Raw genomic sequence first — 15,930 nt, forward strand, 5'->3', positions numbered from 1 at the left:
CGGCAACGTTCAGCTGCAATCTCCAGGGGGGCGCGATCAGCCCAGTCCGAGGATGTTGTAGCCGGTGTCGACATAGAGGATGTCGCCGGTGATGCCCGAGGCCAGATCCGAGCACAGGAAGGCGGCGGCATTGCCGACTTCCTCGATGGTGACGTTGCGCCGCAGCGGGGTGCGTTCCTCGACCTTCTTGAGCATGTCGCGGAAGTCCGAGATGCCGGCGGCGGCCAGGGTGCGGATCGGTCCGGCCGAGACGGCATTCACGCGCGTCCCCTTGGGACCGAGCGAGGCGGCCAGATAGCGAACGTTGGCTTCCAGACTCGCCTTGGCGATGCCCATGACGTTGTAGTTCGGCACCGCGCGCACCGCACCCAGATAGGACATGGTGACGAGCGCGCCGTTGCGCCCTTCCATCATGCCGCGTCCGGCCTTGGCCAGTGCGGCGAAGCTGTAGGAGCTGATCTCGTGGGCGGTGTTGAAGCCCTCGCGGGTGACGGCGTCGACATAGTCACCTTCCAGTTGCTCGCGCGGGGCGAAGGCGATCGAGTGTACGATGCCGTCGAGTCCGTCCCAGCGCTCGCCGAGCGACTTGAACAGGGCTTCGATGTCGGCATCCTGGGCCACGTCGAGCGGCAGCACGATGTCCGACCCGCATTTGTGCGCCATCTCCTCGACGCGTGACTTGAGCTTGTCGTTCTGGTAGGTGAGGGCGATCTCGGCGCCCTGGCGATGCATCGCCTCGGCGCAGCCCCAGGCGATCGAACGGTTGCTCGCCACGCCGGTGATCAGAATCTTCTTGCCTTCTAGGAAACCCATGGGTGTTTTGTCTCTGTTGTAGCTCAGTGGACGGATGAAAAGTCGTCGTACCCGTTGACACTCTGGACGAGGGTTGCAACAGTACCGAATCTTGTCATTCGGTGAAAGGGTAGGGCGACGGTGCGCGACTGGGTCGAACGAGGATGGATAGGCGTATTCGGGCTGCTGGTGCTCGCGCTTTCCGGCTGCGGCGAGTCGGCCTGGAACGATCCCTATCCGGCGGCGGACGCCGAGGCCAACGTCTATTACAGCTCCTTTGCCGAGCGTCCCAAGCATCTGGACCCGGCGCGCTCCTACAGCTCGGACGAGTACGCCTTCCTAGCGCAGATCTACGAGCCGCCGCTGCAATATCACTTTTTGCTCCGGCCCTATCGTCTGGTGCCGCTCTCGGCGGCTGAGGTACCCGAGCCGCGCTATTTCGACGCCGCCGGCCATCCGCTGCCCGAAGATGCGCCGGTTGCGGCGATCGATCACAGCGACTACCTGATCCGCATCCAGCCCGGCATCCGGTTTCAGCCGCATCCGGCCTTTGCGCGCGCCGATGACGGGAGTTATCGCTATCACGCGCTGAGTCCAGGGGATCTCAAGGGCATCAACCGTCTGGCCGACTTCGAGGCAACCGGCACGCGCGCGCTGACCGCCGAGGACTTTGCCCATCAGATCAAGCGTCTGGCCGCGCCCTGGTCGCATTCGCCGATCGCCGGATTGATGCGCGAGCACATTCGCGGCTTCGGTGAGCTGGCCGACCAGCTCGCGGGGCTGGAGTCGGCCGGCGCGCTGGAGCGGGTCGCGGCCCTGCGGCAGGCGAGCCTCAGCGGCGTCGAGGTGCTGGACAGCCAGACACTGCGCATCCGTCTCGAAGGCAAGTATCCGCAGTTCCAGTATTGGCTCGCCATGCCCTTCTTCGCGCCCATGCCCTGGGAAGCCGATGTCTTCTATGCTCAGCCGGGGCTGGCTGAACGCAACATCACGCTCGACTGGTATCCGGTCGGCACCGGCCCCTACATGCTGAGCGAGAACGACCCCAACCGGCGCATGGTGCTGGAGCGCAATCCCAACTTCCACGGCGAGACCTATCCGAGCGAGGGCATGCCCGAGGATCTGGATTCAGGCATCCTGAACGACGCCGGCCGGCCGATCCCCTTCATCGACCGCGCCATCTACAGCCTGGAGAAAGAAGATATCCCCCGCTGGACCAAATTCCTCCAGGGCTACTATGACGCCTCCGGGATCTCGTCGGATGCCTTCGATCAGGCGATCCAGATCGATGCCTCGGGCGAGCCGATACTGACTGAGGTCATGCGCGAACGCGGCATCTCGCTGCTGACCTCGGTCGAGCCATCGATCTACTACATGGGCTTCAACATGCTCGATCCGGTGATCGGCGGCGACTCCGAGCGCGCGCGTCTGTTGCGCCGGGCGATCTCGATCGCGGTCGACTTCGAGGAATTCATCTCGATCTTCACCAACGGACGAGGTCTGGTAGCCCAGAGTCCGCTTCCGCCCGGAATCTTCGGTCATCGCGAGGGCGAGGCGGGTATCAATCCCTTCGTCTACGAGTGGCGCAACGGGCGGCCCGAGCGGCGTAGCCTGGACGAGGCGCTGGTGCTGATGGAACAGGCCGGCTATCCGAACGGCGTCGATCGCGAGACCGGACGCACGCTCAGCCTCAACTATGAGGCCGTCGCCACTGGCCCCGATGATCGCGCGCGGCTGAACTGGATTCGCAAGCAGTTCGCCAAGCTCGGCATCGAGCTGGTCATCCGCTCGACCGACTACAACCGCTTCCAGGAGAAGATCCGCAACGGCACCGGACAGGTATTCATGTGGGGCTGGAACGCCGACTATCCCGATCCCGAAAACTTCCTGTTCCTGCTCTATGGCCCCAACGGCAAGGTCGAGCACCAGGGCGAGAACGCCTCGAACTATGCCAACCCCGAGTTCGACCGCCTGTTCGACGCCATGAAGTATATGGAGGACGGCCCCGAGCGTCAGGCGCTCATCGACCAGTTGGTCGAGATCGCCCGGCGTGACGCGCCCTGGCTCTGGGGCTTCCATCCCAAGTCGTTCAGCCTGCATCATCGCTGGCTGCTCAATGCGCATCCCAACCAGATGGCCAACAACACACTCAAATACCGGCGTCTCGACCCCGAGCAGCGCCAGGCCGCACGGCGCGACTGGAATCCGCCCATCCTCTGGCCGCTGTGGGTCGTCGGCGGGGTGCTGGTGCTGTTGGTTCTTCCGGCCTGGTGGATGGTGCGTCGCCGCGAGAGGAGTACGGCCCTGTGACCGCTTATATCGTGCGCCGGCTGCTGTATGCCATCCCGATCCTGATCGGAGTCAATCTGCTGACCTTCATGCTGTTCTTCGTCGTCAACTCGCCGGACGACATGGCACGCATGCATCTGGGTCAGAAGCGCGTGACCGAGGAGGCGATCCAGAGCTGGAAGGCCGAGCGCGGCTATGACCGGCCTTTGCTCTACAACGCCGAGGCTGGTGGTCTGGCGAGCCTGACCGATACCATCCTGTTCCAGAAATCGGTCAAGCTGTTCGTCTTCCAGTTCGGTTCGTCGGACGCCGGGCGCGACATCGGCTACGACATCTCGCAGCGCATGTGGCCGAGTCTGGCGATCGCGCTGCCGGTGCTGCTGATCGGGCTGGCGTTCAACATCAGCTATGCGCTCTTCATCGTCTTCTTCCGCGCCACCTATGTCGATATTGGAAGCGTGGTACTGCTGGTGGCCATGATGTCGATCTCAGGACTGTTCTACATCATCGGCGGGCAGTTCCTGATCGGCAAGCTCTGGCATCTGGTGCCGATCTCGGGCTACGACCAGGGGCTGAACGCCTGGAAGTTCCTGATCCTGCCGGTGATCGTCGGGGTCGTCGCCGGAATCGGCTCGGGGACGCGCTGGTATCGCACGCTGTTTCTGGAGGAGATCGGGCGCGACTATGTGCGCACCGCGCGCGCCAAGGGTCTGAGCGAACGGGTGGTGCTGTTCCGGCATGTGCTGCGCAACGCGCTCATCCCGATCCTGACCGGCGTGGTGGTGGTGCTGCCGCTGCTGTTCATGGGCAGTCTGATCACCGAGTCCTTCTTCGGCATTCCGGGGCTTGGCAGCTATACCATCGATGCCATCAGCAATCAGGATTTCGCCATCGTGCGCGCCATGGTCTTCCTCGGCGCCGTGCTCTACATCCTTGGTCTGATCCTGACCGACATCTCCTATACCCTGGTCGACCCGCGCGTCAGATTGCAATGAGGAGGCCCGCGTCGTGCCATTGATCCCCGTCGTCCTCTGGACCGATGCCCTGGTCTTCCTGCTGCTGGCCGTGACGGCGCTGTTCGCCGTCTGGGCGGCGCGTCACGAGCATCTGCGCGCACCCTGGCGCCGGGTGGTGCGCTCGCGCATCGGGGTCGCGACCCTGGTGGTGCTGCTGGCTTATGCCGTGGTCGGGCTGCTGGATACCGTGCATCTGCGGCTCAAGCTCGACCGGGCGGACGCGTCTGGCGAGGTGCGTCATGCGCCCGAAGTGCTGAGTCTGCTGGATCTCGCCCTGAGCGGTCTGCGCGAACGGCAGGAGAAAACCTATTCGGCGCCTTTCGCCACCCATCTGCATACCAAGGAGGCGCTCGATCAGCCCGACGGCACGGTGATCCGCGACTATCCGCGTCTGCAACATGGCGGGGCGCATCTGGCCGATCCCGAGCGCGACCGCGCCTGGGACATTGCCTGGCGTTCACTGATCGGACTGATCAAGGGGCTGAGCCTCTGGGCGCTACTCGCCGCCGGCCTGGTCTGGTGGCTGGCGCGTCGTCACGGGCAGCCGTTCGACGCCGTCCGCGACCGCATTCTCCGGGGGCAGACCCAGATCCCCTGGCGCACCGTCCTCGGCACCCTGGCCTTGGTTCTGATTCTGGCCTTCGTCATCGGCGAGCTGGCGCTCAAATACCATGTGCTCGGCACCGACAAGGTCGGTGAGGACGTGCTCTATCAGGCGTTGAAGAGCATCCGCACCGGACTGCTGATCGGCACCCTGACCACGCTCATCATGCTCCCGGCCGCCATCCTGCTCGGCATCATGGCCGGCTATTTCCGGGGCTGGGTCGACGACGTGATCCAGTATCTCTACACCACGCTCAACTCGATTCCGGGCGTGCTCCTGATCGCGGCCACCATCCTCATGCTCCAGGTCTACATGAGCAACCACGCCGACGAGTTCGCGAGCCTGGTCGAGCGCGCCGATCTGCGCCTGCTGTTCCTGTGTCTGATCCTGGGCGTGACCAGTTGGACCGGACTCTGCCGTCTGCTGCGCGGCGAGGCGCTCAAGCTGCGCGAGATCGACTACGTCCAGGCCGCGCAGGCGCTCGGCGTCGGCCACTTCACCATCATCGCCCGCCACATCCTGCCCAATGTCATGCACATCGTCCTCATCACCCTGGTGCTCGACTTCAGTGGGCTGGTGCTGGCCGAGGCGGTGCTCTCCTATGTCAACATCGGCGTCGATCCGACCATGAATTCCTGGGGCAACATGATCAACAGTGCGCGACTGGAGCTGGCGCGCGATCCGATCGTCTGGTGGTCGCTGGCGGCGGCGTTCCTGTTCATGTTCACCCTGGTGCTGGCGGCGAATCTGTTCGCCGATGTGGTCCGGGATGCCTTCGATCCGCGCTTGAGAGGGGTTTGAGCCGATGACCGAACCGCTCCTGCACGTCACGGGGCTGACGACCGAGCTGGGTGATCCGGCCCGGCCCGCGCGCGTGGTCGATGGACTGACGCTCGACATCCGTAGCGGCGAGACCTTCGCCCTGCTCGGCGAGTCGGGCTGCGGCAAATCGATGACGGCGCTGTCGCTGATGCGTCTGCTGCCGCCGTCCGGGCGGATCACGGCCGGTTCGGCGCAGCTCGGCGGAACCGAACTCCTGACCCTGACCGAAGCCGAGATGCGCCAGATGCGCGGCGGCCGGATGGCGATGATCTTCCAGGAGCCGCAGACCTCGCTCAATCCGGTGCTGACCGTCGGCACCCAGATCGGCGAGGCGGTGCGGCTGCATCAGGGGGAGACGCGCCAACGGCTCGGGGCCGAGCGGGCCGTCGAACTCCTGCGCGCCGTCGGCATCCCCGACCCCGAGCAGCGGCTGAACGAGTATCCGCATCAGCTCTCGGGCGGGATGAAACAGCGCGTCATGATCGCCATGGCCCTGGCCGGCGATCCGCGACTCCTGATCGCCGACGAGCCGACCACGGCGCTCGATGTCACCATCCAGGCGCAGGTGCTGCGGTTGCTGAAGGCCGTGCAGTCCGCGAACGGACTGGCGGTGCTCCTGATCACCCATGATCTGGGCGTGGTCGCCGAGACGGCCGAGCGGCTGGCCGTGATGTATGCCGGTCAGATCGTCGAGACTGCGCCCGTGGCTGAGTTCTTCGCCCAGCCGCTGCATCCCTATAGCCGTCATCTGCTGGAGAGTCTGCCCGATGCCGGCAAGCGTGGCAGACGGCTGGCCGTGATTCCAGGCCGCGTGCCGCCGCTGGATACGCCGTTCCAGGGCTGCCGCTTTGTCGAGCGCTGTCCGGCGGCCATCGAGCGCTGTCGTCTGGAGGCGCCCGAGTGGCGCGCGTTCAGCGATGAGCGTGGGGTACGCTGTCATCTCGCCGAGCCGGATGCGGCCGGAGTCTCAAGTCGTCCGGTTTCCGATCGGACGGATTCGCCGACACCCGAGCCGCTGTCCCCGACCAGTGATCCGAACTCGCCGCCCAGCGACACCCCGACCGAGACCGCTCAAGTCCCGCTCCTGACCATGCGCGGTCTCCAGGTCCATTTCCCTATCCACCAGGGCGTGCTGCGCCGCGTCGTGGGCCATGTCCGCGCGGTCGACGGCATCTCGCTCGATCTCTATGCCGGACGCACGCTGGCCCTGGTCGGCGAGTCCGGCTGCGGCAAGACCACGGCCGGCAAGGGCCTGCTGCAACTCGTGCCGCCGACCGGCGGCTCGGTGCGCTATCGCGGCCAGGAACTCATCGGTCTGAGCCATCGGCGCCTGCGTCCCTTCCGCAAGGACTTGCAGATCGTCTTCCAGGATCCCTTCGCCTCGATGAACCCGCGTATGCTGGTCGGCGACATCCTCGGCGAGGGACTCCAGGCACTGCGCCTCGCCCCCAAGCGGGCGGAGCGGATGCGCCGGGTCGCCGAACTGCTCGAACTGGTCGGCCTGGATCCCGAATCGGCCAACCGCTATCCGCACGAGTTCTCGGGCGGGCAGCGTCAGCGTCTCTGCATCGCCCGCGCCCTGGCCGTCGAGCCGCGCATCCTTGTCTGCGACGAGCCGACCAGCGCGCTCGACGTCTCGGTCCAGGCACAGATCCTCAACCTGCTCAAGGATCTTCAGGAACGACTCGGACTGGCCTATCTCTTCATCACCCACGACCTCTCGGTCGTGTCCTATCTGGCTCACGAAGTCGCCGTGATGTATCTGGGCCGAGTGGTCGAGCACGGTCAGGTCGACGAGGTACTCGACGATCCGCGTCATCCCTACACCCGCGCGCTGCTCTCGGCCGTGCCCGTGGTCGACCCTGAGCAGCGCCGCCAGGTCATCCGGCTCGAAGGCGACATGCCCTCGCCACGCCATCCGCCGTCGGGCTGCCACTTCCATCCGCGCTGTCCAGAGGTGATCGAAGTCTGTCGCCATCACTACCCGGTCGAGACCCGGCTTGGCGCCACGCGCCGGGTGTGTTGTCATGGTGTCGATGTCGGAGTCTCGACGCGGATGGTCGCCGATAGCGAAGTCCAATCGTGATCGTAGCATCAATCGATTTTGCTTTTCATTGTCCGCGTCCTAGACTGTCTCCCAACACACACGGGAGGAAGCTTCCATGACCAAGACCCTGACCTTCGGCGTCGTTCACATGACCGTAGCCTTCACCGTCGCCTATCTCATGACCGGAAGCGTCGTCATCGGCGGCGCCCTGGCCCTGGTGGAGCCGGCGGTCAACACGGTCGCCTATTTCTTCCACGAAAAGACCTGGGACTGGGTGCGTGCGAGCCGCCGCCCATCTGAAGCGACCGAGCCGTTCGCCGCCTGATCCCGCGTCCCGAATCCATGACTCAACCAAGGAGAGCACGACCATGACCAAGCCCATGCCCATCGACATCGGTATCTCGGACGCCAACCGTGCCGCCATCGCCGAGGGGCTGTCCAAGCTCCTGGCCGACAGCTACACCCTCTATCTCAAGACGCACAACTATCACTGGAACGTCACGGGGCCGATGTTCAACACGCTCCATCTGATGTTCGAGACCCAGTACAACGAGCTGGCGCTGGCCGTGGACCTGATCGCCGAGCGTATCCGTGCCCTGGGGCATCCGGCGCCCGGCTCCTACAAGGCCTATGCCGCCCTCACCGAGATCCCGGAAGAGGACGATGCGCCCGACGCCGAGGAGATGATCCGCCGGCTCGTGGCCGGACAGGAGACCGTGGTGCGCACGGCCCGCTCGGTCTTCCCCGCCGTCGAGGAGGCTCGCGACGAACCGAGCGCCGATCTGCTGACCCAGCGCATGCAGATCCACGAAAAGAACGCCTGGATGCTGCGTAGCCTGCTCGGTTCCTGATCCATCCGGATACGCCCGGCGCTGTTTTTCGGCTTGCGCTTTCGTCGCACTCGACGTATGTTTCGGCGCCATGTCGCAGTCAGGGCGCCGGGCGGCATCCACCGGACATTACCTGACTGATTCGTTTTAAATTCGACGGTGCTCAGAGATCGATCTTTGCTCCCGCGAATTCTAGGGTATAATCCACCGCTAAATTATGAACGAGCACAGGACTGTGTCGAAGCGCGATAATCGGATCATCGGCCGGATAGTGTTTGTCAGTCGATCTGATTTGAACTCCAATGGTACAAGTCGTCATCGACCTGCCGATAGCTGATTTAATGACTCCGTTATGACCGCTTGAACCCCTCGTCGACTGCCATGAATGGCCTCCCCGCTTGATTCGAATGACTTCCTCGATATCGGTATCATCCCGCCGTCACAGACATGCGTCGCTCGCGACCGCAGCGGCCCGCGCGCCGTTTCAGCTCGGTATTGCAGCGCCTGACGAGCCGGGAGCTGGTGTTTCCAGGTGTGAATCCAATCGACCCGCTGGGGGGATCTCGCGCAACTGATACGACGAACAGGATATCGACAGTCTTTCGATCGTCGAGCGATCGAGAGCAGGTACAGAATCGGGTGAAGCTCCGGTAATCCGGGAGACGTCCGATGAAAGATTCCGCTCCAACGCGAGTGGTCGTGACACCGTCTTCTAGGTGATGACGGGTCATTCAATACCAACCCTGGTTGGTGCGTTTTTATCGATGAGGTTGTTATGGCAGGCGAATTGATTTCTGGAACCGTCAAGTGGTTCAACGACGAAAAAGGCTATGGTTTCATTGAGCGCGAGGGTGGCAAGGACGTCTTCGTCCATTACAGCGCGATCAATGGCGCCGGCCGCAAGACGCTGGCCGAAGGTCAGCAGGTGACCATGGAGGTCACGCAAGGCCCCAAGGGTCCCCAGGCCGAGAACGTGACGCCGAACTAAGGCGCCGCGCGATCTGATCCTGCCGAGCCACCTCGTCCGGGGTGGCTCGCACGCTATCCCGTCCGCGCGCGCCGCTATCGGCGAAACCGCGCGAAAAATCCCCCGTAAGGCTATAATGCGCTGGAACATTTTGGAGAGGCGCATGGGACAGGCAACACGCTACGGGCAATTGACGTTCACCGATCATGTTGAGCGCGCACTGCGCGAGGGGAGTCTGTGGGCGCTCATGTGCGCCTCCATCTATCTTGCGCTCTCGCTGATCAGCTATTCGCCCCAGGATCCGGGCTGGTCGTATATCGGGAACGATCCGCAGGTGGCCAACGCTGGTGGTCGCACGGGCGCCTGGTTCGCCGACGCGGCACTCTATCTCTTCGGCTATCTCGCCTATCTGCTCCCCTTCATGATCGCCTGGAGCGCCTGGCTGCTGTTTCGCGGGCGGAGCGAGGAGACGGAAGCCAAGACCTGGCTGCTTTCGCTGCGCTGGGTCGGCTTCCTGGTCACGATGGCGGCCGGCTGCGGCTTCGCCTCGGTCAATATGGCCGTCACGGGCGACTATCTGCCCAACGGAGCGGGTGGCGGGGTCGGGCTGCTGGTCAGTGGGCGCATGCTCGAGTCCTTCGGCATCATGGGCGCCAATCTGCTGCTGCTCGGATCACTCTTCGTCAGTCTGACGCTCTTTTTCGGCCTCTCCTGGCTCAAGTTGATCGATGCGACCGGGGCGGTGACGCTCCAGACGTATGAGATCTTCTGGCGGTTCCTGAGCCGCTGGCTCCTGGGGCGGCCTGGACATCGACCGGAAGCCCGCTCGTCGGCCGAACGCTACCCAGCGGGCCTGCCGCGCGCACTCAGCCTGCTCGATCCGGACGCGGCCCGGTCCATGCTGGACGAGACGCCGCGTCGGGCGCGGACGCGGCGTCCGCCGAAACGTCTGCCGCCTGAGGTCCAGGCGCTGCTGACCGATCCGCCATCCGCGTTCGAGGTCTCCGATCCGCCGCCCAAGCCGCGGGAGCTCCTTCAGCCGAAGGGGCGTCCTCAGGACGAGGTGCCTCGCGATCAGGGTGCCGTCCGGCGTGAGCCGAGTATCGGCAGGGCGCCGCTCCCCATGCCGACCGAACCCGAGCCGGAGACGAAACGCCCCGCCGAGGAGAAGCGCGGATTCTTCCAGAAGCTGACGCGCGTCGGTGGTGCGTCCAGCGCCTCCCGCGATGCTTTCAAACCGCGCCCGCCCCTGAATCTGCTCGAAGCACCGCGCAAGAGCGGTCGTGGCTACTCGGAGGAACAGATCGAGGAGCTCTCGCGTCAGGTCGAGAACAATCTGGCCGATTTCGGCGTCGACGCCCAGGTGGTTGCGGTCTATCCCGGCCCGGTGGTCACGCTGTTCGAGCTGCAACTGGCACCCGGCATCAAGGCGAGCAAGATCACGGGGCTGGCGCGCGATCTGGCCCGCGCTCTGACCGTGGTCAGCGTGCGCGTGGTCGAGATCATCCCCGGCAAACCCTTCATCGGCATCGAGATCCCCAACCGCGAGCGCGAGACGGTATTCCTGCGCGAGATCCTCGACTCACCGTCCTACCAGGACACCAGCTCGCCGCTCACCATCGGGCTGGGCACCAACATCTCCGGCCTGCCGGTGGTCGCGGATCTGGCGCGGATGCCCCATGCCCTGATCGCCGGCACCACCGGCTCGGGCAAGTCGGTCGCGATCAACGTCATGATCCTGAGCCTGCTCTACAAGTCCGGGCCGGAGGACGTGCGCCTGATCATGGTCGATCCGAAGATGCTCGAACTCTCGGTCTACGAGGGCATCCCGCATCTGTTGACGCCGGTCGTCACCGACATGAAGGAAGCCGCCAACGCGCTGCGCTGGTGCGTCGGCGAAATGGAGCGGCGTTATCGGCTCATGGCCAAGCTCGGAGTACGCAACATCGGCGGCTACAACCGTCAGGTCGCCGAGGCTGAGGCGGCCGGCAGGCCGATCCCGGACCCGACCATCAAGCCCGAGGATCTGCTGGCCTATGGCGGCGAGGTGCCGCATCTCCAGCATCTGCCCTATATCGTCGTCATCATCGACGAGCTGGCCGACATGATGATGGTGGTCGGCAAGAAGGTCGAGGAACTCATCGCCCGTCTGGCGCAAAAGGCGCGCGCCTCAGGCATCCATCTGCTGCTCGCCACTCAGCGCCCCTCGGTCGACGTGCTCACCGGTCTGATCAAGGCCAACATCCCGACGCGCGTCGCCTTCCAGGTCTCCTCGCGCATCGACTCGCGCACCATCCTCGATCAGATGGGCGCTGAGCAGTTGCTCGGGCATGGCGACATGCTCTATCTGCCGCCCGGCGGCAACATCCCGCATCGCGTGCATGGCGCCTTCGTCGACGATCATGAAGTCCATCGCGTGGTCGAGTTCCTCAAGGAGCAGTACGGCGAACCGGACTACATCCATGACGTGCTGCGCGAGCCGACCGAGATGCTGCCCGGTATCGATCCCGAACCGCGCGGCGGCGATACCGAGGATACGGACCCGCTGTTCGATGAGGCGGTGCAGTTCGTGGTCGAGAGTCGCCGCGCCTCGATCTCGGGGGTGCAGCGCAAGCTCAAGATCGGCTACAACCGCGCCGCGCGCATGGTCGAGGAGATGGAGCGCATCGGCATCGTCGGCCCGGCCGAGACCAACGGCAATCGCGAGGTACTGGCACCGCCGCCACGCGACGAAGACTGAACGAACGTCGGATCTTTGCGCCGCCCGCCCGGTCTAACCGGCCTCCAATCACATCCAGGTATCTCGATCCATGCTGTCCCTGTCTCGTTTCGACTTCAGGCGCCCGCGCGCCCTCCATTGGCTGATCCCGGCGCTGTTCGCACTCTGCTGCTCGAACAGCGTTTTTGCCGCCGAGGGCGCGCAGCGGGTCGACGACTATCTCAAGGGCCTGAACAGTCTCAAGGCCGACTTCGAACAGTTCACCTTCAACGCCGAGCGTACCCAAATGATGGAGCGGCGCGGCACCCTCTATCTCCAGCGCCCCGGCCGCTTCCGCTGGGAGTACGAAGGCCCCGACAAACAGATCATCATCGCCGACAGTCAGCGGGTCTATATGCATGACGTCGAGCTGAAGCAGGTCTCGCATCAGAGCCAGACCAAGGCCCTGCGCGGCACGCCGGCACTCCTGCTGTCCAATACCGATCCGATCGAGCAGCATTTCGAGGTGCGCCCGATCGAGAGTACCGATGGGCGCGACTGGGTGGAATTGATTCCGAAGGACGCCGAGACGGACGTGGTGCGCATCGAGCTGGGCTTCGGCCGGGATACGCTCGACAGCCTGATCATGGAGGACAGTTTCGGCCAGGAGACCCGGCTCAACTTCACGGGCGCGCAGCGCAACGTCTCGCTCAAGCCGGATCTGTTCAAGATCGATCAGCGCGCCGTCGACGACTTCCTGCCCTTCGATTGAGCCGGTGTCGGGCGCTTCGGGCGCCCGCGCCCTCGGCTATTTCTCGCGCGGATAGGGCCAGGCCATGACGCCGCCTTCCATCACCCTGACGTTGCGCCAGCCGTGCGCCTGAAGGATGGCGGCCGACTCATAACCGCGCAGTGAGATCTTGCAGTAGAGGATGATCTCGCGGTCCTTGTCTTCGGGCAGTTCGTTCAAGCGTCCGCGCAGTGCGCCCTGCGGGATCAGGGTCTCGCCGATGCCGAGCCGCATCTCCTCGAACTCCTGTGGACTGCGGGTGTCGATGATGAAGCAGTCGGCGCCCGAGTCGACCCGCTGTTTGACCTCGGCGGCCGAGACCCCGTGCATGAGACCGCGCAGTTTGTTCTCCAGCACATGGGCCGAGACGATGACATGGTCGAGCGCCAGCGAGTAGGGCGGGGCATAGGGCAGGTCGGCGTTGCCCAGATCCTCGACCGTCAGTCCGCCGCGAATGGCCATGGCCACGGTGGCGACGCGCTTGCTGGCGTCTCCAGGGCCGATACACTGGAAGCCCAGCACGCGCCCGCTCCCGCGCTCGGCGACCATCAGGCTGATCAACAGCTTGCCGTGCATGTAGCCGGGGATGTCGAGTCCGGCGACCGTGGCGGTCTCGATGTCGAAGTCGAGCGCGCGCGCCTGACGGGCGCTCAGGCCGGTGATGCCGACCGTGTAGTCGAAGATCTTGCAGATGCCGGTATGGGTGATGCCGGGGAAGGTCGCCGTTTCGGGCTGGATCAGGTTCCGGCCGATGACCCGGCCTTGCAGGTTGGCGATGTCGCCATAGGGCGCGCGCACCTTGCGGCCGGTGATGAGACTGGTGCACTCCACACAGTCGCCGGCGGCATAGATGTCGGGATCGGAGGTGCGCATGTATTCATCGACCGCGATGCCGCCCTGTTCGCCGATCGTCAGCCCAGCGGCTTGAGCCAGTGCGATGTTCGGGCGCACGCCCACGGCGACCACGGCCAGCTCGCAGGGCAGTTCGGTGCCGTTGTCGAGCTTGACGGCGGTCAGTCGCCCGTGTTCACCCAGGAAGGCAGCGACCCCATTGCCCGTGATGATGTCGGCGCCGTTGGCGCGCACATGGTTGGCCACCAGACGCGCCAGATCCGGATCCAGGAAGGGGAGGATGCAATCGGTCTTCTCGATGACCGTGATCTGGATACCGGCCAGATGCAGCGCCTCGCAGACCTCGAAGCCGATCAGACCACCGCCGACCACCACGGCGCGGCGTACCTGGCCCTGGTCACGGATGGCGCGCAGTTGGTCGGCGTCGCCGAGCGAGTGCAGGGTGTGGATGCCTGCCAGATCGGTTCCAGGCACCTGGGGGAAGAGCGGCGTGGCGCCGGTGGCGATCACCAGGCGATCGTAGGGGATGACGCGCGTCTCACCACTCGGCAGATGACGGCAGGTCACGGTCTTGGCCGCGCGGTCGATGGCGACGGCCTCGGTCAGGACCAGCGCCTCGATGCGCTTGGCCTTCTCGAAGAAATTCGGATCGCGCACGATCCCGGCCGGGGTGCAGATGAGCTGGTTGCGATCGTCGAAGACGCCGCCGATATAGTAGGGATAGCCGCAGGAGGCCATCGAGAGATCCGGGTCTTTCTGGATCAGGGTGATGGAGGCGTGCTCGTCGAGACGGCGCGCCCGCGCGGCGGCCTTGGGACCGGCGGCCGAGCCGCCGATGACGACGATCTTGAGCGGAGCGGATGAGGATGACATAGCGGAATCCTTGAGTCGGATCGAATAAGATGTCGCGTCCTGGGATAGAGCCAGTTCCATGACATCGCGTGTCGAGTGTCTGAGTGTGCCCCAAAGCTGTTACAAGCGAGTTGAAGATCCTCAAGTCGGTCCTTGGGTGAGCGACATCAACCCGTTCGTCAAATACGAGTCCAATCATCATGCCTATCGAACTGCTCTGGCTGCTCCCGCCCTGGGCGCTGGCCTTCGTTTTTCTCGGTCGGATGCGCCGCTGTCCGCCGTTGCCTGAGCGGCTCGACGAGCGGCGTGTCTCGGTCATCGTCCCGGCGCGTAACGAGGAGACGCGGCTGCCGCCGCTGCTGGCCTCGCTGCGCGTTCAGGATCATCCCGATTTCGAGGTCATCCTGGTCGATGACAATTCCAGCGACCGCACCGCTGAACTGGGGCGCGCGGCCGGTGTCACGACCCTGAGTCTGACCGAGCCGGAACCGGGCTGGATCGGCAAGCCGCATGCCTGCTGGGCCGGGGCGCGCGCGGCGAGCGGTGAGGTGCTGGTCTTCCTCGATGCCGACACCGAACTCGAACCCGGCGGTCTGCGGCGTATCGTCGCCACCCAGGCGCGGCATGGCGGTCTGGTCTCGATCCAGCCCTACCACCGGATGCGTCGTGTTTATGAGCGGCTCTCGGCCGGCTTCTCGCTGATCATGATGGGCGGCATCCGCTCGTTCACGCTGCTGGGCGACCGGCTGGAACCCAATGGGGCGTTCGGACCCTGCATGGTCTGTTCGCGCGAAGACTATTTCCGCACCGGCGGTCATCGTCTGGTGCGCGAGGAGATCATCGACGATGTGGCGCTGGCGCGCGAGATGGCGCTTCGTGGTGTGCCGACGCGCAACTTCATCGGCGAGGGGGTGATTGCCTTCCGGATGTATCCGGGCGGACTGCGCGATCTGGCCGATGGCTGGACCAAGAACTTCGCGCGCGGGGCCATGACCACCGACCTCGTGATGCTGCTCCTGATCACCGCCTGGATCGCGGGCGGCATGTCGGCCTTCGATGCCTTCCGCACCTGGCCGCACGATGGCTGGACCAACTGGACGCTGGCCGGAGGCATCGCCTATGGCGCCTATGTGCTCCAGATCCAGTGGCTGCTGCGGCGGCTGGGTAATTTCGGCTGGCTCACGGCGCTGAGCTATCCGGTCTCGCTGCTGTTCTTCATGGCGATCTTCACCCGCTCGCTCTATCGCACCCTGGTGTGCAACAGTGTGGACTGGAAGGGCCGTTCGATTCCGGTTCGCGCGACGGGCTGAAGATGAACGTCAGTGCTGTTCTTGAGACGGTTCCGGATGCCGCGCTCCGGGAGCTGTCCGC

The 15,930-nt window shown here is 64.7% G+C and carries 12 protein-coding genes; 10 read left to right on the forward strand and 2 right to left on the reverse strand.

What is annotated here, in order from left to right; translation table 11 throughout:
• Nucleotides 1-36: 36 nt before the first annotated feature.
• Nucleotides 37-813 carry an enoyl-ACP reductase FabI gene (locus tag ALVIN_RS07065; RefSeq protein ID WP_012970638.1) on the reverse strand — a complete coding sequence of 259 codons (777 nt, stop codon included), beginning with the start codon at nt 811-813 and terminating at the stop codon, nt 37-39.
• 168 nt (nt 814-981) lie between these two features.
• Here ALVIN_RS07065 and ALVIN_RS07070 point away from each other — a divergent pair, with 168 nt between their 5' ends.
• From ALVIN_RS07070 to ALVIN_RS07110, 9 genes are all read left to right on the forward strand, one after another.
• Complete coding sequence (locus ALVIN_RS07070) at nt 982-3,102, forward strand: ABC transporter substrate-binding protein (RefSeq protein WP_148217471.1); 2,121 nt, start codon at nt 982-984, stop codon at nt 3,100-3,102.
• Nucleotides 3,099-4,076: an ABC transporter permease gene (locus tag ALVIN_RS07075; protein ID WP_012970640.1), complete on the forward strand. Its 978-nt coding sequence runs from the start codon at nt 3,099-3,101 to the stop codon at nt 4,074-4,076. Before ALVIN_RS07070 ends, ALVIN_RS07075 begins: the two co-directional genes overlap by 4 nt.
• Nucleotides 4,077-4,089: 13 nt before the next feature.
• Nucleotides 4,090-5,502, forward strand: coding sequence for an ABC transporter permease (locus ALVIN_RS07080; RefSeq protein ID WP_012970641.1), 1,413 nt, complete (start codon nt 4,090-4,092; stop codon nt 5,500-5,502).
• Between the two features lie 4 nt (nt 5,503-5,506).
• Entirely contained in the window at nt 5,507-7,609 is a 2,103-nt protein-coding gene (locus tag ALVIN_RS07085) for an ABC transporter ATP-binding protein (protein WP_012970642.1), read from the forward strand.
• Nucleotides 7,610-7,685: 76 nt separating this feature from the next.
• Nucleotides 7,686-7,895: a DUF2061 domain-containing protein gene (locus ALVIN_RS07090; protein WP_012970643.1), complete on the forward strand. Its 210-nt coding sequence runs from the start codon at nt 7,686-7,688 to the stop codon at nt 7,893-7,895.
• Nucleotides 7,896-7,938: 43 nt separating this feature from the next.
• Complete coding sequence (locus tag ALVIN_RS07095; protein ID WP_012970644.1) at nt 7,939-8,421, forward strand: Dps family protein; 483 nt, start codon at nt 7,939-7,941, stop codon at nt 8,419-8,421.
• A 754-nt stretch (nt 8,422-9,175) separates the two neighbouring features.
• Nucleotides 9,176-9,388 carry a cold-shock protein gene (locus ALVIN_RS07100; RefSeq protein ID WP_012970645.1) on the forward strand — a complete coding sequence of 71 codons (213 nt, stop codon included), beginning with the start codon at nt 9,176-9,178 and terminating at the stop codon, nt 9,386-9,388.
• Between the two features lie 142 nt (nt 9,389-9,530).
• Complete coding sequence (locus ALVIN_RS07105) at nt 9,531-12,107, forward strand: DNA translocase FtsK (protein WP_012970646.1); 2,577 nt, start codon at nt 9,531-9,533, stop codon at nt 12,105-12,107.
• Between the two features lie 70 nt (nt 12,108-12,177).
• On the forward strand, nt 12,178-12,837 hold the full coding sequence (locus ALVIN_RS07110; RefSeq protein WP_012970647.1) for a LolA family protein: 660 nt from the start codon (nt 12,178-12,180) through the stop codon (nt 12,835-12,837).
• 36 nt (nt 12,838-12,873) lie between these two features.
• On the opposite strand, the gene ALVIN_RS07115 is transcribed toward ALVIN_RS07110, so the two are convergent.
• A complete protein-coding gene (locus tag ALVIN_RS07115) occupies nt 12,874-14,580 on the reverse strand; it encodes an FAD-dependent oxidoreductase (protein WP_012970648.1) in 1,707 nt (568 codons plus the stop codon).
• Between the two features lie 179 nt (nt 14,581-14,759).
• Here ALVIN_RS07115 and ALVIN_RS07120 point away from each other — a divergent pair, with 179 nt between their 5' ends.
• A complete protein-coding gene (locus ALVIN_RS07120) occupies nt 14,760-15,869 on the forward strand; it encodes a glycosyltransferase (RefSeq protein WP_012970649.1) in 1,110 nt (369 codons plus the stop codon).
• Nucleotides 15,870-15,930: the final 61 nt, after the last annotated feature.

The organism is Allochromatium vinosum DSM 180 (genome assembly GCF_000025485.1).
GTDB lineage: Bacteria > Pseudomonadota > Gammaproteobacteria > Chromatiales > Chromatiaceae > Thermochromatium > Thermochromatium vinosum.